The following is a 23,177-nucleotide window of genomic DNA, read 5'->3' as shown; positions in this document are numbered from 1 at the left end:
GATCCGCTCTTGCTGCGTCGCTTAAACTGTGGGGGGCTTGGCCTGGTCAAGTGCCTGCTTGAACCCTAAGGCAACCAGAATATTTGCCAGAGTCAAGAAGGATTCAGCCCCACCATGCAGCCAGTCAATATCTGCCAGATTTGCCTGATGAGCCACTTTGGCGTAGATGCCAGCTGGAATAGTCACAGCTACAAAGACTAGGGTCATATAGAACCCTACTAGGGCCAACCTCGGAGTCTGACCCGAGCGTGTAAGGAACCACAGAAACAGCAGATAGGGAAACAGAGATAGACCAAACAGACTTTCTTTAGAGACAAAGTCAAGCATCCGTCTTCTCCATCGTAATCTTGGCTGTTCTGTGTTCTAAATCGCGATGCCGCCAGACTGCCCAAGCGCCGAGTGCGAGGGTACAATTTCCCAAAAACGTCGTTGCAGCTTGTACCGTGACCAGCCATTCGAGGTCAGCGGCATTATCAAAGAAATGCCAGGTACAAGCGCACATAGCGCTAATGAGTGCAGGCAGCATACCAAAAGCTAACCAGCGCCAGCCAACATTGTCACTGACGCTGGCATAGTTCCAGATCAGCCAGATGGCAGCGATCCACTCAATGACACTGGAGATGTGAATGATCCAGGTCGGTAAGGACAAAGCATGCATGGTGGTATTCCAGATTAGACAACGGGTAGATTAAAGCCTATATCAATAAATGTGAAGGCAAAGGTAAGCTAGAGGTCTAAGCTTTGCCTAATGTTACAGAGGTAGAGGAACTCGAAGGAACTGAATGCTGGAGCAATTTTCGGAGTTCGTAGGCGAGGGGTTTTCACTCAACACCTTAGGGATCCTGCTGGCGCTGATTGCGCTGGAGGCTGTTCTCTCTGCCGACAATGCCGTAGCATTGGCAGCCCTGGTTCAGCATATGGAGGACCAGGAGCATCAAAGGCAAGCGCTCAATTGGGGTTTAGTGGGGGCGTTTGTATTGCGAGTTGTCTTAATCCTGACCGCAACCTGGGTCATTGGGTTTTGGCAATTCGAGCTATTGGGCGCGCTCTACCTACTGTGGCTGTCGGCTAAATACTTCTACGAGCGTTTTCTGGAGACCAACGCAGGTGAGGGAGGTGCCGAATCTGAACCCCGTAAACCTGATTCGTTGTGGCAGATTGTGCCCCTAATTGCTCTGACCGATCTCGCCTTTTCCTTAGATAGTGTGACAACTGCGGTGGCCCTCTCTGATGAAACCTGGCTAGTCCTAACGGGTGGCGTGATTGGTATTATCACTCTGCGCTTTCTAGCTGGCTTGTTTGTGCGTTGGCTCAAGGAGTTCACTTATCTGCAGGATGCTGCTTACCTGACTGTGGTTGGTGTAGGTCTGCGGCTGCTCTGTAGGGCGCTCTTGCCAGATTGGGTGCCACCTGAGTGGATCATGCTCACACTGATTGCAGCATTATTCGCCTGGGGCTTTTCCAGACGGGAAGTGTCAGGAACAATAGGAGACTAGTAGCTCCAAGGGAGCTTATGTTACTCCGGCTGTCCCTTGGCTACTAGTCGCTACTAGAGTTGCTACTAGCCCCAATCATCTCAATCCAGTAAACGATTCTGAATTAACAAAAACGGGGGCGATTTTTTACATCGCCCCCGTTGAATTGAGTCTAGATTGCTATTCGTAGATCCAAGTGGTTAAGCTAGGTTCCCAATTTGCAAGCTCGTCTTCTTTAAACCAGAGCCCAATCTCTCGTACTGCTGTCTCCGGCGCATCAGAACCGTGAATGATGTTGCGGCCAATGTCAATTCCAAAGTCGCCCCGCAGAGTTCCAGGTTCAGAATTGAGCGGGTTAGTTGCCCCGATAATTTTGCGAGCTGAGGCAACGACGCCTTTCCCTTCCCATACCATCGCCACGACGGGACCAGAGGTAATGAAGTTTACTAGGCCGGCAAAGAATGGTTTCTCTTTGTGCTCACCGTAATGCTGTTCGGCCAGTTGGCGGCTGACGGTTACCAGTTTGAGCCCTACTAGGGTAAAACCTTTCGCTTCTAGACGGCTGATGATCGTACCAATGAGACCGCGTTGGACACCATCAGGCTTAATCGCAAGAAATGTGCGTTCCATGTTGTTTCTCCTAAGTTCTCTTGTTCTTTCAACATTGGCAACTGAAAGCCGGTCAAGTCCCTAGACCTAACCGGCTTTTCATATGGGGTTGGACTTAGCGTTGGGAACCGCCAACAACTTCCAGGATCTCCTGGGTGATTGCCGCTTGACGCGCTTTGTTGTAGGAGAGCGTCAGGTTGTCCACAATATCGCTGGCGTTGTCGCTAGCATTATTCATCGCGGTCATCCGAGCAGCTAGTTCACTAGCTGCTGATTCCTGAAGCGCTCGTAGGAGCTGGTTGTTCAGGTAGAGTGGCAGCAAGGCTTCCAGAATCTGGGCTGGGTCTTGCTCGAAGAGCATGTCTCGGGGAAAGGGACGCTGGGCGACAGCAACTTTCTCCCGCTCGACCTGAAACTGACCGCCTCGCGTTGTTAGACGGAAGAGTTCATCATCTGGTACCTCTAGTCCTTGTGGGTCCAAGGGCAGAAGCGTTTGGATGACGGGACGTGAGCTAATAAGAGACACAAAGCGGGTATAAACCAGCTCGATGCGATCGACAGCCTCTGAGAGGAAGGCCGACAATAGCTCGTCTGCGATCATGGCTGCTTCAGGTGCCGTCGGGATCTGCTCCAAGCCAGTGTAAGAACGCTGGATCGGTTCCGAGCGGCGCTGGAAATATTGGGATGCCTTACGACCGACCAGAATGTACTGGTAATCAACTCCTTCGGCTTTGAGTTCACGAGCGCGGGTTTCGGCCCGTCGAATCACGTTGGAGTTGTAAGCACCGCACAGACCTCGGTCTGCGGAGATTACCAGGAGGCCTACCTTCCTCACCTCAGCTCTAGGCCTTAGCAGAGGCAGATCAACGTCTTCAAAGCGCAGACGGCTCTGTAAGCCAAATAGAACCTGAGCCAGACGATCGGCAAAGGGACGGGTGAACAGAACCTGCTCTTGAGCACGGCGCACTTTGGCAGCCGCGACCAAGCGCATAGCCTCGGTGATCTTGCGAGTGTTCTTAACCGACTTAATCCGTTCGCGGAGTTCCTTAAGGTTTGCCATTATGCTGCCGCCAGGAAAGTCTTCTTAAATTCCACGATGGCTGTCTTCAGGATGCCTTCAGCCTCGTCATTGAGCTGCTTAGTAGAGCGAAGAATTTCACCGTACTTGGGTTGGCTGGTACTGAGGTATTCGCGGAACTGACGGGTAAAGGACGTAACCTTGTCAACCGGGATCTCATCCAGATAACCGTTGGTGCCAGCGTAGATGATCGCGACCTGATCGCTAACAGGCAAAGGAGAATACTGCGGCTGCTTCAGTAGTTCACGCAGACGTGCTCCCCGGGCTAGCTGGGCTTGAGTGGTCTTGTCCAGGTCAGAGGCGAACTGAGCGAAGGCTTGTAGGTCATCAAACTGAGCCAATTCCAGCTTGATTTTGCCCGCTACCTTCTTCATTGCCTTGATCTGCGCCGCGGAGCCAACTCGGGACACTGAGATACCAGGGTTGATGGCAGGACGAACCCCAGAGTTGAACAGGTCGGAGGACAGGAAGATCTGACCGTCCGTAATCGAAATAACATTGGTAGGAATGTATGCCGATACGTCACCCGCTTGGGTCTCTACGATCGGCAGAGCTGTCATGCTGCCCTCGCCTAATGCGGGGCTCAGCTTAGCAGCACGCTCTAGCAAGCGGGAGTGGAGGTAGAAAACATCGCCGGGGTAAGCTTCCCGTCCGGGGGGACGACGCAGCAGCAATGACATCTGACGGTAGGCTTGGGCCTGCTTGGACAAGTCGTCGTACACTACCAGCGTTGCCTTGCCCTTGTACATGAAGTACTCAGCGAGGGAGGCACCCGTGTAGGGAGCTAGCCATTGCAGAGCTGCAGGGTCGTTGGCATTGGCTGTGACGACGATGGTGTAGTCCATGGCACCGCCGTCCCGCAGCACGTTAACCACATTGGCGACGGTTGAGGCTTTCTGCCCAATTGCCACATAGACGCAAACTACGTCCTCGCCTTTCTGGTTAAGGATGGTGTCTACAGCGACAGAGGTTTTGCCGGTTTGCCGGTCACCAATAATTAGCTCACGCTGGCCCCGACCAATGGGAATCATCGCGTCAATAGCAGTGATGCCCGTTTGCATAGGCTCGTACACTGATTTCCGCGCAATAATGCCAGGCGCAGGTGACTCAATGAGGCGAGCGTCACTAGTTACGATATCGCCCTTGCCATCAATCGGTTTAGCTAGCGCATCGACGACCCGACCGATAAAGGCATCGCCAACTGGAATCTGAGCGATTTTGCCGGTGGAACGCGCTGTGCTGCCCTCCTGGATTTTGCGGCCAGAGCCGATTAGCACGACGCCAACATTGTCCTCTTCCAGGTTTAGCGCGATGCCGACCGTGCCGTCTTCGAACTCAATCAGCTCACTAGCCATGGCCTTCTCCAGACCATAGACTCGAGCCACACCATCACCGACCTGGAGCACTGTACCAACGTTAGAAACTTGTAGCTCTTGGTCGTATTGCTCGATCTGCTGCTTAATAATGTTGCTAATTTCGTCCGGTCTGATGCTTACCATGGGCTTTGCCTTTGGTGCTTGTAGAGTTTAGAGTTTCGGAATTTTCTAGTTTAGCTAGACAGTGCTGCTGCTGAGACGGGTGGCAATGCGGCGAAGCTGACCCTGAATACTGGCATCTACTACCTGCGAACCGACGCGAATGATCACGCCACCAATTAGGTCAGGATCAACGGCAATGTTGAGTTCCACATCTCGGGCCCCCGTCATCTGGAGTGCCTTCTCGCGGATGGTGCCCTGTTGTGCCTCATTGAGTTCGACAGCCGTCGTTACTTCAGCCAGCGCTACCTGATTAAGCTTGCGTAGCAGAGCTTGGAAATGCTTGCCAATCTGCTCTAAAAACAGGATGCGACGCCGGTCAACTAACAACAATAAAAAGCTGAGAGTGTAAGGATGAACTTGCTCGGTTAATAGGGACCGCAGAACTGCCTTCTTGTCCTCACCCTTGGTCAACGGGTTGGCTAGAAATTCTCGCAGGTCTTCAGATTGGGTGAGCAAGTCCAAAAGGCCCTGCACATCACTGCCAAAGCGCTCTACCAAATTCTGGCCTTGAGCGAGTGACATCAGCGCCTCAGCATAAGGCTGGGCGATGGCCTCAACCACACTTCCGCCTCTCATGAGCGGCCTCCCAGCATCTGTAAGCTGTTGTTAATCAACTGCTGTTGAACGTCTTCGCTCAAACCACCGGATAACTGAGCTTGAACTCGCTCCAGAGCTAGGGTTGCGACTCGCTGACGTACCTCAGCAATCACCCGTTCCTGCTCGTTGCCCACTTCCTGTTGGGCACCCTCACGCAGGCGGACAATTTCTTCCTGTGCTTGAGCCAAAATGGTTTCCTTGGCTCTTTGAGCGCTTTCTTCAGCAGCAGCTCGAATCCGCTTGGCCTCATCCTGAGCTTGGGCCAGGTTAGCCTGCTGGTCTGCCAATTGCTCGGCAGCTTCGCGCTTGCGTCGTTCAGCTTCTTCGATTGCAGTCTTGATCGTTTCGCGCCGGGTCCCCAGAATATTTCCCAAGAAGCCTCGACCCGCGTAGATCAACAAACCAAAGATGATCAAAAGGTTGATCAAATTGGTGCTGAGAATATCCGTATTGAGGGCAAAGCCTCCCTCTTCCGCTCCTTCCACTGCTGCTTCTGTTGCCAGCAGCAAAAAACTTTCCATACTCCCTCTACCCTAACTGCATCCCAACCAAGGCTAAGTCTGTTCCTGCAACCCAAATCTATGACCGGAAATAGCTACTGGCGGCAGACCCAAGCAGTTTTTCTAGGATCTGACGGCTGAGAACCTCAACCTGTCCCTCCAGCGACTGTAGGGCAGTCACTTTCTGCGCATCGATTTCAGACCGAGCCGCTGCCAGTTGAGCCTGTGCTTCGGCTTGAGCATCTGCGATCTGCTGAGTACGGATCCGTTGAGCCTCAGTCTGGGCATTAGTAATCGCTGCCTGAGCCGCTCGGCGGGTTTCCGCTAGCTCTTGCTCATACTTCAGCGCCAGTTGCTGAGCCTTCTCCAGCCGCTCACGGGCTTCCGTTTGATTCGTGCGAATGTACTCGTTGCGCTCATCAATGACTCGGGTCAGCGGCTTGAAGAAAACCGCATTGAGGATCACCATCAAGAGCAAAAACTGAGCCGCCATGATAGGCAAAGTGGCGTCGAAGTCGAATAGACCACCGCTCTTTTCTGCGGCTTCAGCAGCCAAAAAAATTGTCCAATGTGTCATGGTGCGTGTCCCGCAAAAAGTAAAGCGCTCAGCCAGCGTGACAGGTTCCCTATCTAGAGGCAATCAACGGAATCGCCTCCTCTAGAGAACCTGTATCGCTTGAGGCTTTAGCCTGCGAAAGGGTTAGCGAACAGCAATACCAGAGCAACCACCAGACCGTAGATGGTCAGCGCTTCCATGAACGCCAAGCTCAGCAGCAAGGTGCCCCGGATCTTACCTTCCGCCTCAGGCTGACGGGCAATACCTTCTACTGCGCGGCCTGCTGCGTTACCTTGACCGATGCCAGGGCCAACCGCGCCCAAGCCAACCGCCAGACCAGCAGCCAGAACAGAAGCAGCAGAAATAATTGGATCCATGATGTTCTTCCTTTGAATGAAACAGGCTTAGGTTTACGTTGCTTGAAGCGGACGTTGCGCGACAATTCGCACTCGACTGGGCAGTGAACCTAGATGGGCTCACTACTCATGCTCTTCCTCACCGTGGTGTTCTTCCATGGCTTCTCCGATGTAAACCGCTGCCAAGGTTGCAAAGATCAGCGCTTGGATTGCACTGGTAAACAGGCCCAAGAGCATCACCGGTAGCGGTACAAACAGAGGCACTAGAAGAACCAGCACACCCACCACCAATTCATCCGCCAAAATATTGCCGAACAGACGGAAGCTTAGGGAAAGGGGCTTGGTGAAATCTTCAATAACTTTGAAGGGAATCATAATTGGGGTGGGCTCTGCGTAACCCTTGAAGTAGCCCAGACCCTTACGGCTAAGCCCGGCGTAGAAGTAAGCCAAGCTGGTCAACAGTGCCAACGCAACTGTGGTGTTGATATCACTTGTTGGTGCTGCCAACTCACCCGAGGGTAGTTCGAGTAACTTCCAGGGCACTAAGGCACCCAGCCAGTTGGAGACGAAAATAAAGAGAAACAGTGTCCCAACAAAGGGTGTCCAGGTACGGTACTCCTTCTCGCCGATTTGATCTTTGGCAATTCCCTGAACGAATTCCAGACCATACTCCATAAAGTTCTGGAAACCAGCAGGTACGCGTTGCACACTGCGAGTTGCCAGCAGTGAGGCGATGACCAAAACCCCGATCACGATCCAGCTAACGACCAAAACTTGGCCGTGGAGTGTCAGCCCCCCAATTTGCCAGTAGAAGTGCTTGCCGACCTCCAGACTAGCCAGATGGTTTGGGATAAACAGATTTGCAAGCATTGAGAATCGCCCTACCTCGTTACGGTTTCCTAGTCGTTAAAACTCGCTGGAGTAGCCTTTCTTTAGAACCCTTACGAATCCTCTAGGCGCTTGACGCCAGAGCAAGGATCAGGAATATAATCCTAGGACTTAAGCCCTACGAGAATTCTGAATCAGGGAGACCAACAGGTAGACCAATAGCGCCCCTTTGTAGGTCAGAAAGCCAAGAAAAATCGGCAAAATCTGAAGCTGCTGCCATTGAGTTGCAGCCACCATCAACCCGACGAACAGCGCAAGACGCGAAGAACCAAGGGACTTGAGACTGCTGCTCTGTACCCCTAGGCGGTCCACATCCCTAGACAACATCCTCAAGTAAACCACACTCACGCATGCCCCAAGCAAGTAGTTCAGGGCGATGTTGAGTGAGTAGGTAAACCAAACACAGACGAAGATCACAGCCCCTAGGATCAGGGTTGTCGTCAGCAGTTGAAATTTGAGTTGCTCGTACTCAGACATGGAAGCAGCAGCCGATTCTGACTCAAAGCTAGAGTCAGGAGTTGCTTCAAGACTGAGGTCGGAACTAGAGAGTTCGGTCACGGCTGAATACTGGCCTTATGGTCTTTGACTTCCGGTACAGCACCGCTTTCTGAAATCACCGATTAGCATATCACGAGTGAGTAACAATACTTAATCAGAGAAATTTCAGTTGGCGGTGATTGGGTCTAGGGGGAGGTTGGGGTCAGCAAAATCAGCTTTTGAGCCATCAACCAGCGTACATCCTCAGGTGTCATCTCCGGTACTGCAGACAAGGCTTCAGCAACGGGTTGCCCCCCTTCAATTGCTTTTAGCCACTCATATCGCGGCTCACTGAGATCGACGACCTGGTAGTCCGGATTGAACAGGCATTTCCCAGGCCATCCATCAACACAAGGATGACGCTCAGCAATCGCTTGCAGTAAGTCGCTGTCCTCTTTCCAATCGTAACGAAGTAGAGGCGGACGGCCTAAGAAGAACTCATAGTGAGTAACCTCTGGATCTAGCAGCTCGATCAAGCGGTAGCGTTGGCGGCTACTCAAGTACCTAGCTCGGTCAATCAAGGTCGGTTCTTGACCAAGCAAGCGGCTCAAATCCCAATAGGCGGGGTTGGAAAAGCCTACAAACTCCAAACCGGAGGCATCAATCAGGTTAAACAGAGTATCGACGTTGTAGTCAATCTCCTGGGGATGCAAATACATATCAGCGAAGCATTCATCTCGCTGATTTTCTAGGGACCAGCGCTCCTGTTCGCGGCGACGCAGGCGATTATTTTCGGGTAGAGCTGCAAACACCTGGCGGCCAAGGCTGACTCCATCTTCGAAGTCGCCCCGTTGCTCGCCTTGTAGCAGCGCCAGTGCCTGCTGCATCAGAGTGATTTCCCAACGGCCCAGTTCGGCGTAGACAAAGATGTGCAGAATGCCACCGGGATTAAGCTGAGCTGCTATAGCTTGAAGCCCCGCTACCGGATTCGGTAAATGGTGCAAAACACCGACGCAGTTGATCAGGTCGTAGGTTTCACCGAGACTGGCGACATCGTAGAGACTGAGGGTGTGAAAGTGAGCATTTTGAGCACCAGAACGACGGCAGCGTTCGCGAGCAATGGCTACCGCTTCTGGGCTCAGATCAATGCCCGTCACGCTGGCTTGAGGATTTAAATGGGCTAGGTACTCGGTGCTGACGCCCGTGCCGCAGCCTGCATCCAAAATCTTGACTGTCCGTTGCTCAGGGGCACGGCCTGTGCAGAAGGCATAAGCGGCAGGCCAGCTCCAGCGCCAGTTGTAACCCGGAGGTGCTTCGTCAAGCAAGGGTTCAGGCGGGAACGGATAGGTGTTGTAGAGTCTTTGCACCGCTGTTGTGATTTCCTGAGCGGTAGCAGCATCCTGAGGCGTTGTCATCCCAAACCTGAGTTCCTGGGCAATTACCCAGCATACTGAAGAAGCGGCCTTTCCTAGGCGCTTTAGGCCAGACCATTGCTAGCTTTTAGATTGCTAAACATTGCCGAATGTTAAGGTCCTCAAACGACTGGTTTAGGCCCTGGCGTAACAAAAGTTATCTTTGTTCTCAGTTGCTCTGCTCTAGGCCGTATGGTTACCTGATAGGTGAAGGGCTGAAAACTCTTTTGAAAAGCTGGTTCAGAGACCCACACCATTCGTGTCGTGATTGGGGCTAACGGTCCTGAGGGCAGTGCAAGGAGTACAACGTTTTAATGAGTCTGGGGACCGGTACCCGGTCTATTCAGCGTCAGTGGTGCTCTTCTTCAGCCCAGAGCACCCTGCCGGGTTTTCCGGATTTTATGCAGCGCGGAGTAATCGAAGGGAGCCTTTAAATCAATGAGTGTTAAGGCAAGTGGTGGCAGCGTTGTCGCACGCCCGCAACTTTATCAAACCGTACCCGTTGCCAAGCTTTCTTTGGCGGAACAGCAGGACCGCTTCCTGAGCCGGGGAGAACTTGATGAGCTGTCAACCTACCTAGCTTCCGGCAGCAAGCGTCTGGAAATCGCCTCTGTTCTTACCCAAAACGCTGAGATCATCGTGTCTCGGGCGGCGAACCGCATTTTCACAGGCGGCTCACCCATGGCTTATCTGGAGAAGCCTAAGGAGGAACAGCTAGTAACTGGCGCTTCAGGTAGCTCCGTTGATATGAGACGGGCTATGGAGCTGGGCACAGTCACCTATGTAGAGACGCGAGGCGGTTTTCTCGAAAACCTGCGCTCTCTATTCAACTCTGCGACTACCACTGCCCCTGCTGGTTTCCGCCCAATCAATGTGTCGCGCTACGGTCCCACCCGTATGCAGAAGTCGCTGCGGGACCTTGACTGGTTCCTGCGCTACACCACCTACGCCATCGTCGCAGGTGACCCCAATATCCTGTCCGTAAACGTGCGTGGATTGCGGGAAATTATTGAAAACGCTTGCTCCTCCGATGCCACAATCGTGGCGCTGGATGAAATGAAGCGGGCAGCCGTTAGCTACTTTGCCAAGCAGGATCAGGAAGCGGCTGACATTGTTGCTCAGTACATGGATGTGGTGATCAACGAGTTCAAAGCTCCCACCCCCTCCGACAAAGTACGGCAGCGTAGCTCTACCGATCAGCAGGGTTTACAACTGCCCCAGATCTACTTCAACTCGTCAGAGCGTCGCCCCAAGTACGTGATGAAGCCGGGGCTATCGGCTACCGAGAAGAACGACATTGTGAAGGCGGCCTATCGGCAAGTCTTTGAGCGCGATATTACCCGTGCTTATAGCTTAGGCATCTCAGATCTGGAATCTAAGGTCAAGAACAACCAGATTTCGATGAAGGAGTTCATCCGTCGTCTGGGCAAATCGCCTCTGTACCGCAAGAACTTCTTTGAGCCCTTCATCAATTCCCGTGCGCTGGAGCTGGCCTTCCGTCACTTCCTCGGTCGGGCTCCCAGCTCGCGAGAAGAGGTGCAGAAATACTTCTCCATCGTCTCCACTAAAGGCTTAGCCGGCCTAGTAGATGCTTTAGTTGATTCAACCGAGTACAGCGATTACTTCGGTGAAGAAACCGTGCCTTATCTGCGCGGTTTGGGTCAAGAAGCTCAAGAGTGCCGCAACTGGGGTCCTCAGTTTGACCTGTTTAACTACTCGGCTCCCTTCCGCAAGGTGCCGCAGTTCATCACGCTGTTTGCGGATTACACCCAACCACTCCCAGACCAGCATCCCTACGGCGCAGGCAACGACCCCCTGGAGATTCAGTTCGGCGCGATCTTCCCCAAAGAAACCAAGAATCCCAGCGCTCGTCCTGCACCCTTTGGCAAAGATACCCGCCGCATCCTGATCCGCAATGGCGCAGGTATTGACAACCAGCTCAGCAAGCCAGCGGCTCGGGCTGAAAATCCTGGTTCTCTGGGACCAAAGGTGTTCAAGCTCACCCAAACGCCTCGCATAGGTAACAGGAAGGGTGGCACCAGCCAGAGCGTTCGCTTCAGTGAAAGCTCGACTCAGGCTGTAATTCGCGCTGCCTACTTCCAAGTGTTTGGGCGTGATGTTTATGAGGGGCAACGCCTCAAGGTTGCAGAAATCAAGCTGGAGAACGGCGAGATTTCAGTGCGGGAATTCATCAAGCAACTCGCCAAATCCAACCTGTTCCGTTCGCTCTACTGGACTAACTTGTACGTCACCAAGTCGGTGGAGTATATCCATCGTCGCCTCCTAGGACGTCCTACTTACGGTCGCCAAGAAATCAACAGCTACTTCGATGTCTGCGCTAAGAAGGGCTTCTACGCCTTGATTGATGCCATCATCGATAGCCCTGAGTACAACGAAGCCTTTGGCGAAGATACAGTCCCCTACGAGCGTTACGTGACTCCGGCAGGTCTGGCTCTACGGTCTAACCGTGTGGGCAGCATCGCCGAGAAAGGCACCAGGGTTGATGTAGAGGAAACCCCTCGCTTCGTCGAGCTGGGTAAAGTCAGTGAAGCGCGGACAGAGCCGGACATCCAGTTCCGCACTGGTCAAGGGGTCAGTAAAGAGCGGGAACAAACCAAGGTCTTTAAGCTCACGACTCTGGAACCCACTCAGGTTAATACCCTGGTTCGGGCTGCCTACCGGCAGATCTTCGAGCGGGATATGGATGCCTATGTGGCTCGCACCCAATTCAGCGCTTACGAAAGCAAGCTGAAGAACGGCGAAATCACGGTTAAGGAGTTCATCGAAGGTGTTGGTACCTCGGACCTCTACACCAAAGAGTTCTACGCGCCCTTCCCGAACACTAAGGTGATCGAGCTAGGAACTAAGCACTTCTTGGGTCGTGCACCGAAAGACCAGCCAGAAATCCGCAAGTACAACCAGATTCTGGCAACTCAAGGCATTAAGGCTTTCGTCGGTGCCCTAGTCAATAGTGCTGAGTACGCTGAGGTCTTCGGTGAGGATGTTGTGCCCTATCGGCGCTTCCCAACCCTGCCAGCAGCGAACTTCCCCAACAGCGAAACCCTCAACAACCGTCTGACCAAGCAGGATAACTCTCTGGTCGTGCCGAGCTTCAAACCGGTGAAGCCACGCATGGATGCCACCAAGATGCCACTCATGGGCAAGGCAATGGCAGACCTAGCGACTGCAGCTACACAGCCTGACCCAACTCAACCCAAGTTCATCGAACTGGGACGCTCTTTCCTCAATGGCAAGGGCCAATCTGTGGAGATTGGTGTCGGTACATCGCGACGTAAGCCCGCCCGCATCTACCGCTTCACCATTGGGCAAGGTCGCTCCGAAACTGAGCAGGTCATTAATGCTCTGTACTGCCAGGTACTGGATGTGTTCAGCGGCAAGGTGCCCTCGGAGTTCCGTATCTCTGATGTGGAAAGCAAGCTGAAGAATGGCGAGATTACGGTCCGTGAATTCGTCAAACGTTTGGCTAGTTCGGACCAGTATCGCCGTCGTTTCTACACGCCCTATCCCAACACCAAGGTAATTGAGCTTCTGTTTAAGCACCTGTTGGGCCGAGCCCCTGCAACTCAAGGTGAAATTCGCCAGTACAACAAATTGCTGGCCGATCAAGGGCTCCAGGCAGCGGTAGAATCTCTGGTTGACAGTGCTGAATACGCTCGTTACTTCGGCGAGGATGTAGTGCCTTACAAGCGCTTCCCCTCACTTCCCGCAGGCAACTATCTGGGCAGTGTTCAAGTCGATCGAGACTTGATTAAACAGCCTTGGTCTGACCTTTCTCCGTCTTTCTTAGGGGGCCGTTATAGCCGCTAAACCTAGCTGCTAAACTCGGCTGTCAAAGCTAGCTTTAAAAGGCGATATTGGTGAGGATATCCACCTCACCAAGTCGCCTTTTTGTAGTGCAATTCTAAATCTGAGGCGTTTTATTAAAAACTATGAAGAACATCAAGAGATGTTCTTCAAATGCCTCAAAATACTTTCGGAAGGCCGGTGTGCTCTTTGACTTTGACAAGCTCAGGGTTTTGGGGCAAGGAACCGACTTCCGGAACTAATAGCCGGTTTTAAATAGCACGGTTATTCCTTTCACAGATCGGAGGATCATCCATGAGTGTTGTCACGAAATCCATCGTGAATGCAGACGCCGAGGCCCGTTACCTGAGCCCTGGTGAGCTGGATCGGATTAAGAGCTTTGTTCTGTCTGGTGAGCGCCGCGTTCGCATTGCCCAGACCCTCACCGAGTCTCGTGAGCGCATCGTTAAGCAAGCCGGCGACCAACTCTTCCAGAGCCGTCCCGACATCGTCTCTCCCGGTGGCAATGCCTACGGCGAAGAGATGACTGCTACCTGCCTGCGTGACCTCGACTACTACCTCCGCCTGATCACCTACGGTGTGGTCTCTGGTGATGTCACCCCCATCGAAGAGATTGGCATCGTTGGCGTTCGGGAAATGTACAACTCCCTAGGCACCCCCATCCCGGCGGTTGCTCGGGGCATCGGCGCTATGAAGAGCGTTGCTCAGTCTCTGCTGTCTGGTGAAGACGCTTCTGAAGCAGGCTACTACTTCGACTACGTAATTGGCGCAATGCAGTAAGCCTGAGCTTGCTGTCTGACATTCAAGAATCATTACGGGGAAACAACTCATGCAAGACGCAATCACTGCGGTTATTAACTCCTCCGACGTACAGGGCAAATATCTGGATGTCGGCGCACTAGAGAAACTGAAGGGCTACTTCAACACTGGCTCTCTGCGCGTTCAAGCTGCTGGCACGATCAGCGCTAATGCTGCTGCCATCGTCAAGGAAGCTGTTGCTAAGTCTCTGCTGTACTCTGACATCACCCGTCCCGGTGGCAACATGTACACCACCCGTCGCTATGCTGCTTGCATCCGCGACCTCGACTACTACCTGCGCTACGCTACCTACGCCATGCTGGCTGGCGACCCCTCCATCCTGGATGAGCGTGTGCTCAACGGCTTGAAGGAAACCTACAACTCCCTGGGCGTGCCCATTGCGGCTACTGTGCAAGCTATCCAAGCCATGAAGGAAGTCACCGCTTCTTTGGTTGGCTCTGATGCTGGCAAAGAAATGGGCGTCTACTTCGACTACATCAGCTCTGGCTTGAGCTAAGCCTGCGCGATGTGAGGTTGGGAAGTCAATGGGTTGATGTTAGCCCCTTGCAGACTGGAGACTTCTTAGAAAACTTGGTTTTCGAACTCTGGTTTTGATGGTCTAACATTCGTCCTTTGACTTCCAACCTTCACACCTTCCTTTATAAAGCAGCCGTTTATGATCAACGGTTCTTGAAGGTAAAAATACTTAAGCTCTCTATCTATTGCACCCAGGAGCAGCCGACCCATGAGAATGTTCAAAGTCACCGCCTGTGTTCCCAGCCAAACTCGCATCCGGACACAACGCGAACTGCAAAATACTTATTTCACCAAACTAGTTCCCTACGAAAACTGGTTCCGTGAACAGCAACGCATCATGAAAATGGGTGGCAAAATCGTCAAGGTTGAATTAGCCACTGGCAAACCTGGTACTAACACGGGACTGCTGTAAGTTTGGCCCAGAAAGTCACTCTTTGAATGTGCAGTTGGGAGGTCGTAAAGGCCTCTTTTTTATTGGCTTTTATTGGTTTTTGAAGCTGAGTTGAGTGTGCCGTAAACGCAAGCGCAAAGTAAAGCTAGCGTCGAGGTCCTCCAATCCAGCCCTTACGCCAGAAATAAAAGGTCATTCCGCCGCCGATAGCTGCCATCACCGCGAGTACCGCTGGATAGCCCCAGTACCAGTTCAATTCGGGCATATTGAGGGGCGAACGCTCTGTGTTGAAGTTCATGCCGTAGATGCCAGCAATGAAGGTTAGGGGAATGAAGATCACAGAAATGATTGTCAGAACCTTCATCACCTCATTGGTCTGGTTGCTGAGTGAGGACAAATAGACATCCATCAGGCTAGAGGCTACCTCTCGGTAGGTCTCAATGATGTCAATGATTTGCACCGTGTGGTCGTAGCACTCGCGTAAGTAAACGCGCACCGAGTCGCCAATCAACGGGCAGTCTTCCCGCAAAATCTCGTTGATGGCGTCTCGCATCGGCCATGCTGCTCGGCGTAGAGTCAACAATTCACGCTTGACGCGGTTAATTCGTTGCAAAGAAGGCTGCTTAGGCCGCTCGACAATCTCAATTTCCAGGTCTTCCAGGCGTTCGCCGTAGTCCTCAATTACCGGAAAAAAACCCTCAATGGTGGCATCTAGCAGGGCATAGGCCAAGAAGTCTGCCCCATGAGCATGCAGCAAGCTGTTGCGGCGGCGAATGCGCTCGCGGACTGGTTCAAAGCAGTCGTGTTCAGGTTCTTCCTGAAAGGTCACGACATAGCCAGGGCCGATCACCAAGCTAATCTGCTCTAGGTCAAAGCCAGCATCAGCGGCGGAAGCCATTTTGGGCGTGACGTTGCGAGTAATGATCAACTGATGCGTGTTGAAGTTCTCCGCCCGAGGTCGTTGGGGCACATTCACAACCTGGGCCAGTAGGAGCGGATGCAAGTTCAGCACCTGGGCGATGGACTGGAGCACCTCGGCTTTCCCTAGCCCCTGCACATCAATCCAGGTGACTGTCTCAGGTTTGCTGAGGTAAGCCTTAAGGTCTTCCGGATCCTCCACAATGAACTTGCGAGCGTTGTCCTTGGAATACTGGATGACCTGAATCCGGGTAGGCACTGCATCAGGCTGGATGACCAGAGCATCAGGCGAGCGGCTTGAGAAAGGGTGGTGGTTGGAGGCGGACTGAGAGGATGGGGGCCAGGCTTCCACAAGTCTTTCCTAATTGGCTGTTCTTTATCATGATCATGCCCTAGCGCTAGTGCTACCAAGCCCTAAGAAGCCCTGCAGCAGCAAGCAAAACAGGCGAAAGCCCTCGGTAGGGCTTCTAAGAACTCTCCCAGCTTTAGGGATGCTTACAAGGAATGCAGTCCTGCTACTCCTGCGCCTTGTCTGAATAGCTAACCTCAATAATTAACCTTAATAGTTAACCTCAATGGCTGGTCTTATGACCAACCGGAACTGCTTCAGACAGCCAACCCTTGCGCTTGAAGAACCACAACATACCGCCTGCGATGCCTAGCATAACCAGCCAGATTAGAGGATAACCCCAGGGCGATTTCAACTCAGGCATGTATTCAAAGTTCATGCCATAGACCCCAGCAATAAAAGTGAGGGGTAGAAAGATTGTCGAAAAAACGGTGAGAACCCGCATGTTTTCATTCATGCGATTGCTCACCGAGGAGAGGTAAACGTCCATCATGCTAGAGGCAAGTTCTCGGTAGGTTTCAACCATGTCAATCACCTGCACCGTGTGGTCATAGCAGTCGCGCAGATAAACCCGTACCTCATCTCGAATAAGGGGAGAGTCTTCGCGAATGAGCATATTAATAGCGTCCCGTTGCGGCCAGATCGACCGACGCAGCATCAACAATTCGCGCTTAATATCGTGAATCTTTTCCAATGTCTGACGGCTGGGGCTGCGGACGACTTCCTCCTCTAGTTCTTCTAACCGCTCGCCGTACTCCTCCAAAACTGGAAAAAAGCCATCAATCACCGAGTCAATCAGGCAGTAGGCCAGGTAGTCTGCTCCCTGCCGACGAATAGCTCCCTTGTTACGGCGGATGCGCTCGCGCAGAGGTTCAAAACAGTCATATTCCGGTTCCTCCTGCACCGTCAGCACGTAGTTTGGACCTAAAACAATGCTGACCTGCTCACTGAAGAAACCTTCACTTTCCTCTTCAGAAGTGACCATGCGGCAAATAATGATCTGTTGGTCATCGTAGTCTTCGACCTTGGGCCGTTGGGGGACATTCACCACGTCCTCCAGCACTAGAGGATGCAACTCAAATACCTGGCCTAAACGCTGCAAAATGTCTTCGCTGCCCAAGCCCTGCACATCGACCCAACTCACTGACTCTGTTTCTAGATAGGGCGTACATTCTTCAGGTGTACTGAGCTGGAGACGGGTAGCTCGCTGCTCGTTGTAGTCAATGAGCACAATGGTTGGCGGCGATGCATCTTCGTCAATATCTAGCGTGCCTGGCGGGCTGCCCGGTTCACTGTAGGCATAGGCGTCAACATATTCCTCTTCGTCTTCGTCCTCGTCTTCTTGCTTGCCAAGCTCAGCGGCGTTGGGTGCTAATTTGGAGCGATTATCCAGCATGACAGTAAACCGGAAGAGAGCCATAACGCCATCAGGCTATCGTGTTCCACTCGGATACGCCTAACCTCCGATTGAGACCCTGTATGAGACTTTTCAGATGGACTGGTATGCTCCGAGAAGAACTGCAACCAATCTCAGGCTCATGCTGAAATTCCTGAAAGACATCGCAGCGATTGCAGCCAGTGTTGTTACGGTCTTGGCCTTTGTCCTAACCTTTGCCTCCACTAGACCTAACACCTCGAATCCTGACCAGAATCAGTCGTCTGACCGGGTGTCAAACCCAGATGCCAGCCCGGGTGTACCAGTGGCTGAGGCCTCAGCCTCACCTGAAGCGCCAGCGGAAACTCAGTCCTGGAATCCGCTCGAAGTTCTGCAGCAGCCGAGTGAGGAATTCTCTGACATCGGTATCCGCTTCAAGGCCAATGAGGGCAGCCATTATCCTAAGGTCCGAGAGATTAGCGCTGGCTCACCGGCAGAGCAGGCTGGTTTGCAGGTAGGGGATGTCATTCTCTCAATCGACGATGAGCCAACCGTCGCTCTCAATAACAAAGATATTGTGGAGCGCCTAAAGGCAAATCAGGTGAGGCTACGCGTGGCAAGGGAGGGCAATGGCTCACAGGAGATCACGGTGGCACGCTAGCTGCTGCGCCGGGTGCAAGCATCACTCAGGCCCAGGTCTATCTTGAGATAGAAGCCTGGTAGAGGTGAACCTATCCCCTGGGAGGGGATGTTAACCTAGTCAGGGTTCAGACTCACAGAGTGCAAGGATAGTCCCGTGGTTGCTACGCCCGAACGATTGCAACAGGAAAGCCCTCAGGGTGCATCAAACTCGGCTGCTGATCGGGTAGCCGTCCTGCTGATGGGCTATGGCGAGGTCGAGAGTTATGACGACTTTGCCAACTACAACGAGCAGGCTTTAAATTTACTAACTGCCAAGTTTGCGCCGGTGCCAACCTGGGTCTATCCGCCGCTGGCTAAGCTATTGGCAATGTTTGATCTGCACGAGTGGAGCCACCAGCACGGCCAATTTATCTCGCCCCACAATGCCATCTTCGAGCAGCAACGGGCTGGAATTGAGGCTAGCCTGCAAGAACGCTGGGGCGAACGGGTCAAAGTTTTCAAGGCGTTTAACTTCTGCGCACCCTTTTTGCCAGAGCAGGTTCTCGCTGAAATCAAAGCTCAAGGTTTTGATCGCCTGCTGATCTATCCCCTGTTGGTGGTGGACTCGATCTTCACCAGCGGCATTGCAGTGGAGCAGGTCAACAAAGGCTTGGCCCAACTTAGCGATGGTGGTGAGCATTGGGTCAAGGGCACCCGCTATATCCCCTCCTTCTACAACGAGCCTGATTACATTGATCTGCTTGCTCGCTTGGTCGAAGACAAAATCAAGAAAGATCTGGCCGTCGCCCACTTGCCCTCTCAAACCGGCATTGTGCTGATGAACCACGGCTGCCCGCATAAGGCCAAGGGTTTCGTCTCGGGTATTGAAGAGAGTCAAGCGCTCTATGACCGGGTCCGCGAAAGGCTGATGCACAAATATCCGCTGATTTCGGTGGGCTGGCTCAACCACGACACGCCCCTGATTGAGTGGACCCAACCTAATGCTGACTTGGCAGGTCGTAACCTGATCGAGTTGGGGGCAACTGCCTTAGTGTTCATGCCCATCGGCTTTGCGACCGAGAACCATGAGACCCTGCTGGATGTTGACCACATCATCGAGCGTCTGCGCGGCAAGCACCCTGAAGTGACTTATGTGCGCATGGAATGCGTCAATGATCATCCGGAGTTTCTGAAGATGGCAGCCGCTTGGGCTGACCCTCAGATTGAGGCGTTGCTGTCTGAACAAGCCTTGGCAGTCAACCCTACTCTGGCTCATAGTCACACTCATAGTGCTCACGGCAGTACTCATGACCATGCTCATCACGAGCACCACGGTCACAATCATGGTCACAGCGATGCTCATGGGCATAGTCATGGCCATAACCATGACCACGGTCATCATCATTAATTCGTAGTCCGGAAAAAACATCTGCCCTAGCCCTTAACCCTACCCTGGGGTGAAGGGCGTTTTTCATTTGCCCGTACCTTAGGTAGACGGCAAGTTTTTGGAGCCAACTAAAATGAGAAATAGAGTAATTAATCTCCAGCCAGAAATGCATTCGTGGCGTGACCGATTGAACAAAGTAACAGGGCAAACTCGCTTCGCAGTTTGTCGCATATTTGTACACTTGGCTGGCGACGAAATTGCGCCACTTTTGGGTGTGTTGAATCAAGCTGCTCGGGAAGCAGTTGATGCAGATGGTGATCTAGATGTGTTAGAAGACGGGCTTGCAGATATTTGCCAGAGCCTGCTGCGGTACGACCCTTATTGGCGCTCAGCAGCTAATGAAGGCAACGTTTTTTGGGATGAAGGTGAGGCAGGGGACTACGTTGAAGAGTTATTTACTGACTCTGCACAACGCTATTTGACCGAGCCGGACTTAGAGGAGCCAATTCCCGATGCTGACGAGTTGTTGTCCCTACCAGTGACGCGAAATCTGGTAGTGATGTTGACGGTTGCTTATGAGGGTGAAGCACCTGAATTAGAGACTGATCTAGCGAGTGCTAGTGCGCTGCATTCTGCCCTAAAAGCCATTATCAGTTTTCGTGGGCGAGAAGCCCTAAGAGCCATTCAGGTCCATTTTTCACCTGCACAAATTGGTGAGGACCTGAGCTCCGATCAGCTGTTGTACAACTTTCCAGAATTGGTGCCGCTTTAAGCCGCATTGCTTGAATTCGTATTTAGTTTGAGTGTTACTCAGATGTCTCCTATGTCTCGCCAGTCTCGCCAATTGATCATTCTCCTGATGGCGCTCAGCCTAGGCTGGACAACGCTAGCCTGCGGAGCGCCGTCAGTTGGAAACCAAAACCAGGACCGCACCGTTAGTGCTCGGCCCGCTCAGAATTCAGGCCAAGGCCAAGCTGCGCAAGCTGCGCCGGAACTTAGTCAGCTGCCTAACGGCAAATACGGTGTCCAGCAGGTGACCTACAACGACGTCGATGGTCAATACAGCCTGGTTCTGCTCGACACGCCCGCAGGCACGCCGCCAATCGTTCGAACCAATGCCCTCCAGATGGCACGTCTGACCGATGCTGAGGTGTCGAGCGGTCAAAAGGGCTATCTGAACATCGAGAACGGTCAGCCCTCGCTGCACATTCCTGAAGATTTCCGCATCGAGTATATCCACAACGTTACTGAAACCCAGACGGATCCTCAGTCCGGCCAAGCTCAAACTGTGGTTGTGCGTCAGGAACCTAGCTTTTGGACTCCATTCGCAGGGGCTATAGCGGGTCAACTAGTTGGTAATTTGCTCTTCTCCCCTCGCTACTATGTGCCACCGGTCTATCAGCCGGGCGGCGCACTAATAGGCATTGGTGGTTACGGCAACACATACGGCCAAGCGGTTCAGCGCTACCAAAGTCGCTATCAGGCTCCCCCTCTAGCGACCCGAGCCCGTCGAACTAATTTCCGCGCCTCGCAACCCAGTATCCGCAACTCAGGCGGCCTAAGAACTAGAACCGCGCGTGAGCGGGAGCGAGCCACTGGCTCAGGGTTTGGCTCTAGTGACTTGCGTCGTTCTAATAACCGTACTCGGGTAAGGTCGTCTGACCGTACTGGCTTCGGTAGCGGACGGGCCCGCTCGTCGGGCGGTTTTGGCAGCAGAAGCCGGGGCTTCAGCCGACGCCGCTAGACTTCTCGCCATTAAACCTCTCGTTAAACCCTCTACACCGCATCCGGTCTAATGCCCAATGCCTGGAGCTGTTCTGCCAGGCGCTGGGCACGCTGCCGTTCTTGGGCCAGGAGCGCTTCGGCTTGTTCGGCCCGTTGCCGCTCGCGTTCCATTTGATGTTGGGTCAATTCTTGCTTTTGGCGCTCTTGCTCGGCGCGTTCCTCACGGGTTGGCAAAAGAATGCCGTCCTGGTCCCACCAGCGCAACCAAGGCAGGTCCACATAACGCAGCCAGGGCAACTCTGCCTGTTGGTACCAGCCATGCCAGAGACCCAACTCCACACCGAGCTGGGTAATTGGATAATGGCCGCGATTGTTGATTGGCAAAGGTTCGTAGCAACCTTCGATCAGGTGGTACATCTCTAGGTCTGAGTGGGTCGGGTCGTAAATCCCATAGAAAGGAACGCGAATCGCCTGCTCGTAGATCCAGTATTTACCAACGAATGGAGTTGGGTCTCGCTCTGCCCGTCCGTCACCTACCACAAACTCCAGCACCAACCAGGGGGCGACCAGTTCTTGCCAGAGCACATAGGTCTGCCGTTGCAGCCCGTTTAAGTTGGGTAAAACATTAGGAACATAGAACCAACCTGGGCTGATGACTGCTTCGGGAGGTTCACTCCAACGCCAATGGATGCCGCAGTTTTGACCAATGTAGTAGGTACTGTCTCGATGATGTCGATTCAGAACAGGTTCGATGGTCTCGGTCAGGAGAATGCACTGAGAAGAGTCCTGGAGGTTATTCACGAAGCTGCTATCGGGTTCCGGTAGCGGAGGGTCGTGGTCAGCTACAGTCAAGGATCGGTCGAGACATGACGATGCCCACTATTCTGAGCAGTCAGGTCTGAGCAGTCAGGTCTGAGCGTTTAGATGTGAGTGGTCAGGCGTGAGCGGTTCTGTTCAATCGCTGCTCTCTGAGAGCAAGACACTCTAAATCCTAAGCTAACTTTTTATGACATCGCCTTCTGCAACGGAAGTTCAAGCACTGTTTAACCGCATTGCGCCAGTCTACGACCAGCTCAACACCATCCTCAGTCTGGGACAGCACCGCATCTGGAAGAAAATGGCGGTCAAGTGGAGCCAGGTTGAGCCAGGAAACATCGCCCTCGATCTCTGCTGTGGCAGTGGCGATCTGGCTGAGATGCTAGCGCAGCGGGTAGGCCCAATGGGTCGAGTGTACGGTGTGGACTTCTCGTGCAATCTGCTGGAGGTTGCCCGTGAGCGGCTGGCGGGCTCACCTGTCGGTCAGCGCATCCAGTGGCAACAGGGAGACGCTTTGGCTTTGGAGTTTCCAGATCAGTATTTTGATGCGGCGACTTTGGGCTACGGCCTGCGCAATGTCGGGAATATTCCTCGCTGTCTCAGTGAACTGCATCGGGTTTTGAAACCTCAGGCCTACGCTGCTATTCTCGATTTGCACCGTCCCAGCAGCGAGGTTGTGCGCGGTTTCCAACAGTGGTATTTGGACACGGTAGTTGTACCGGCGGCGGCTCGGCTAGGCTTCACGGAGGAATATGCCTATCTAGCGCCCAGTCTGGAACGCTTCCCCACGGGACCCGAGCAAGAGGCGCTAGCAAAAGAGGCAGGCTTCAGGCGGGCGACTCACTACACGCTGGCCGTGGGCATGATGGGCTGCCTGGTGGTGCAGGCGTAAGCTGGCGTTTTGAGTGTTGTGCAGGGGGGCAGGTCTCAGATTGATTGCTTAGTGCTT

25 protein-coding genes are annotated in these 23,177 nt (G+C 53.1%); 10 read left to right on the top strand and 15 right to left on the bottom strand.

Annotation, left to right across the window (positions count from 1 at the left end):
• Positions 1-21 precede the first annotated feature (21 nt).
• Both H6F94_RS07025 and H6F94_RS07020 read right to left on the bottom strand, forming a co-directional pair.
• A complete protein-coding gene (locus H6F94_RS07025; RefSeq protein ID WP_190801504.1) occupies positions 22-327 on the bottom strand; it encodes a DUF3593 domain-containing protein in 306 nt (101 codons plus the stop codon).
• The gene (locus tag H6F94_RS07020) at positions 320-658 is read right to left on the bottom strand and encodes a DUF2499 domain-containing protein (RefSeq protein WP_190801503.1); all 339 of its coding nucleotides are present in this window, start codon (positions 656-658) and stop codon (positions 320-322) included. The genes H6F94_RS07025 and H6F94_RS07020 overlap by 8 nt, the downstream gene beginning before the upstream one ends.
• Before the next feature lie 124 nt (positions 659-782).
• Between H6F94_RS07020 and H6F94_RS07015 the strand changes: the two genes are divergently transcribed.
• Complete coding sequence (locus H6F94_RS07015; protein WP_190801502.1) at positions 783-1,496, top strand: MeeY/MeeF family manganese export membrane protein; 714 nt, start codon at positions 783-785, stop codon at positions 1,494-1,496.
• A 159-nt stretch (positions 1,497-1,655) separates the two neighbouring features.
• Here the strand turns inward: H6F94_RS07015 and ndk are convergent, their stop codons facing one another.
• The 10 genes from ndk to H6F94_RS06965 form a co-directional block, all read right to left on the bottom strand.
• Positions 1,656-2,105 (bottom strand): nucleoside-diphosphate kinase, encoded by a 450-nt coding sequence (ndk, locus tag H6F94_RS07010; RefSeq protein ID WP_190801501.1) that lies wholly within the window; start codon positions 2,103-2,105, stop codon positions 1,656-1,658.
• A 94-nt stretch (positions 2,106-2,199) separates the two neighbouring features.
• Positions 2,200-3,144 (bottom strand): F0F1 ATP synthase subunit gamma, encoded by a 945-nt coding sequence (locus H6F94_RS07005; RefSeq protein ID WP_190801500.1) that lies wholly within the window; start codon positions 3,142-3,144, stop codon positions 2,200-2,202.
• A complete protein-coding gene (gene atpA, locus H6F94_RS07000; RefSeq protein ID WP_190801499.1) occupies positions 3,144-4,661 on the bottom strand; it encodes a F0F1 ATP synthase subunit alpha in 1,518 nt (505 codons plus the stop codon). Before atpA ends, H6F94_RS07005 begins: the two co-directional genes overlap by 1 nt.
• Positions 4,662-4,715: 54 nt before the next feature.
• The gene (gene atpH / locus H6F94_RS06995; RefSeq protein ID WP_190801498.1) at positions 4,716-5,276 is read right to left on the bottom strand and encodes an ATP synthase F1 subunit delta; all 561 of its coding nucleotides are present in this window, start codon (positions 5,274-5,276) and stop codon (positions 4,716-4,718) included.
• Positions 5,273-5,818, bottom strand: a complete 546-nt coding sequence (locus H6F94_RS06990; protein ID WP_190801497.1) for a F0F1 ATP synthase subunit B — start codon at positions 5,816-5,818, stop codon at positions 5,273-5,275. Before H6F94_RS06990 ends, atpH begins: the two co-directional genes overlap by 4 nt.
• A 58-nt stretch (positions 5,819-5,876) precedes the next feature.
• Positions 5,877-6,374, bottom strand: a complete 498-nt coding sequence (locus H6F94_RS06985) for a F0F1 ATP synthase subunit B' (RefSeq protein ID WP_190801496.1) — start codon at positions 6,372-6,374, stop codon at positions 5,877-5,879.
• Between the two features lie 107 nt (positions 6,375-6,481).
• Positions 6,482-6,730, bottom strand: coding sequence for an ATP synthase F0 subunit C (gene atpE / locus H6F94_RS06980; protein WP_190801495.1), 249 nt, complete (start codon positions 6,728-6,730; stop codon positions 6,482-6,484).
• 102 nt (positions 6,731-6,832) lie between these two features.
• Entirely contained in the window at positions 6,833-7,579 is a 747-nt protein-coding gene (gene atpB / locus H6F94_RS06975; protein WP_190801494.1) for a F0F1 ATP synthase subunit A, read from the bottom strand.
• A 129-nt stretch (positions 7,580-7,708) separates the two neighbouring features.
• On the bottom strand, positions 7,709-8,155 hold the full coding sequence (locus H6F94_RS06970; RefSeq protein ID WP_313949236.1) for an ATP synthase subunit I: 447 nt from the start codon (positions 8,153-8,155) through the stop codon (positions 7,709-7,711).
• Between the two features lie 125 nt (positions 8,156-8,280).
• Complete coding sequence (locus tag H6F94_RS06965; protein WP_190801493.1) at positions 8,281-9,489, bottom strand: class I SAM-dependent methyltransferase; 1,209 nt, start codon at positions 9,487-9,489, stop codon at positions 8,281-8,283.
• A 435-nt stretch (positions 9,490-9,924) separates the two neighbouring features.
• Here H6F94_RS06965 and H6F94_RS06960 point away from each other — a divergent pair, with 435 nt between their 5' ends.
• The 4 genes from H6F94_RS06960 to H6F94_RS06945 all read left to right on the top strand — a co-directional run bounded on the left by H6F94_RS06960 (position 9,925) and on the right by H6F94_RS06945 (position 15,058).
• A complete protein-coding gene (locus H6F94_RS06960; protein ID WP_190801492.1) occupies positions 9,925-13,314 on the top strand; it encodes a phycobilisome rod-core linker polypeptide in 3,390 nt (1,129 codons plus the stop codon).
• Between the two features lie 291 nt (positions 13,315-13,605).
• On the top strand, positions 13,606-14,091 hold the full coding sequence (gene apcA / locus H6F94_RS06955) for an allophycocyanin subunit alpha (protein ID WP_190801491.1): 486 nt from the start codon (positions 13,606-13,608) through the stop codon (positions 14,089-14,091).
• A gap of 49 nt (positions 14,092-14,140) precedes the next feature.
• Complete coding sequence (gene apcB, locus H6F94_RS06950; RefSeq protein WP_190801490.1) at positions 14,141-14,626, top strand: allophycocyanin subunit beta; 486 nt, start codon at positions 14,141-14,143, stop codon at positions 14,624-14,626.
• Positions 14,627-14,854: 228 nt separating this feature from the next.
• Complete coding sequence (locus tag H6F94_RS06945; protein WP_190801489.1) at positions 14,855-15,058, top strand: phycobilisome linker polypeptide; 204 nt, start codon at positions 14,855-14,857, stop codon at positions 15,056-15,058.
• Between the two features lie 124 nt (positions 15,059-15,182).
• Here H6F94_RS06945 and corA (H6F94_RS06940) read toward each other — a convergent pair whose 3' ends face one another.
• Complete coding sequence (gene corA / locus H6F94_RS06940) at positions 15,183-16,307, bottom strand: magnesium/cobalt transporter CorA (protein WP_190801488.1); 1,125 nt, start codon at positions 16,305-16,307, stop codon at positions 15,183-15,185.
• A 220-nt stretch (positions 16,308-16,527) separates the two neighbouring features.
• The gene (gene corA, locus H6F94_RS06935) at positions 16,528-17,700 is read right to left on the bottom strand and encodes a magnesium/cobalt transporter CorA (protein WP_190801487.1); all 1,173 of its coding nucleotides are present in this window, start codon (positions 17,698-17,700) and stop codon (positions 16,528-16,530) included.
• A gap of 142 nt (positions 17,701-17,842) precedes the next feature.
• Between corA (H6F94_RS06935) and H6F94_RS06930 the strand changes: the two genes are divergently transcribed.
• The 4 genes from H6F94_RS06930 (at position 17,843) to H6F94_RS06915 (ending at position 21,431) form a co-directional block, all read left to right on the top strand.
• Positions 17,843-18,340, top strand: coding sequence for a S41 family peptidase (locus tag H6F94_RS06930; protein WP_190801486.1), 498 nt, complete (start codon positions 17,843-17,845; stop codon positions 18,338-18,340).
• Between the two features lie 135 nt (positions 18,341-18,475).
• Complete coding sequence (locus H6F94_RS06925) at positions 18,476-19,708, top strand: ferrochelatase (RefSeq protein WP_190801485.1); 1,233 nt, start codon at positions 18,476-18,478, stop codon at positions 19,706-19,708.
• A gap of 112 nt (positions 19,709-19,820) precedes the next feature.
• Positions 19,821-20,459, top strand: a complete 639-nt coding sequence (locus H6F94_RS06920; RefSeq protein ID WP_242041037.1) for a DUF1517 domain-containing protein — start codon at positions 19,821-19,823, stop codon at positions 20,457-20,459.
• A gap of 42 nt (positions 20,460-20,501) precedes the next feature.
• On the top strand, positions 20,502-21,431 hold the full coding sequence (locus tag H6F94_RS06915) for a hypothetical protein (RefSeq protein WP_242041036.1): 930 nt from the start codon (positions 20,502-20,504) through the stop codon (positions 21,429-21,431).
• Between the two features lie 32 nt (positions 21,432-21,463).
• On the opposite strand, the gene H6F94_RS06910 is transcribed toward H6F94_RS06915, so the two are convergent.
• On the bottom strand, positions 21,464-22,264 hold the full coding sequence (locus H6F94_RS06910) for a Uma2 family endonuclease (RefSeq protein WP_190801484.1): 801 nt from the start codon (positions 22,262-22,264) through the stop codon (positions 21,464-21,466).
• A 154-nt stretch (positions 22,265-22,418) separates the two neighbouring features.
• On the opposite strand from H6F94_RS06910, the gene ubiE reads away from it, so the two are divergent.
• Positions 22,419-23,120 carry a bifunctional demethylmenaquinone methyltransferase/2-methoxy-6-polyprenyl-1,4-benzoquinol methylase UbiE gene (gene ubiE, locus H6F94_RS06905; RefSeq protein ID WP_190801483.1) on the top strand — a complete coding sequence of 234 codons (702 nt, stop codon included), beginning with the start codon at positions 22,419-22,421 and terminating at the stop codon, positions 23,118-23,120.
• The last annotated feature ends 57 nt before the right edge of the window (positions 23,121-23,177 follow it).

It is taken from the genome of Leptolyngbya sp. FACHB-261 (assembly GCF_014696065.1).
Lineage (GTDB): Bacteria > Cyanobacteriota > Cyanobacteriia > FACHB-261 > FACHB-261 > FACHB-261.
The sequence above is the reverse complement of the archived record's forward strand: the minus strand, read 5'-3'. Positions and strand labels throughout refer to the sequence as shown.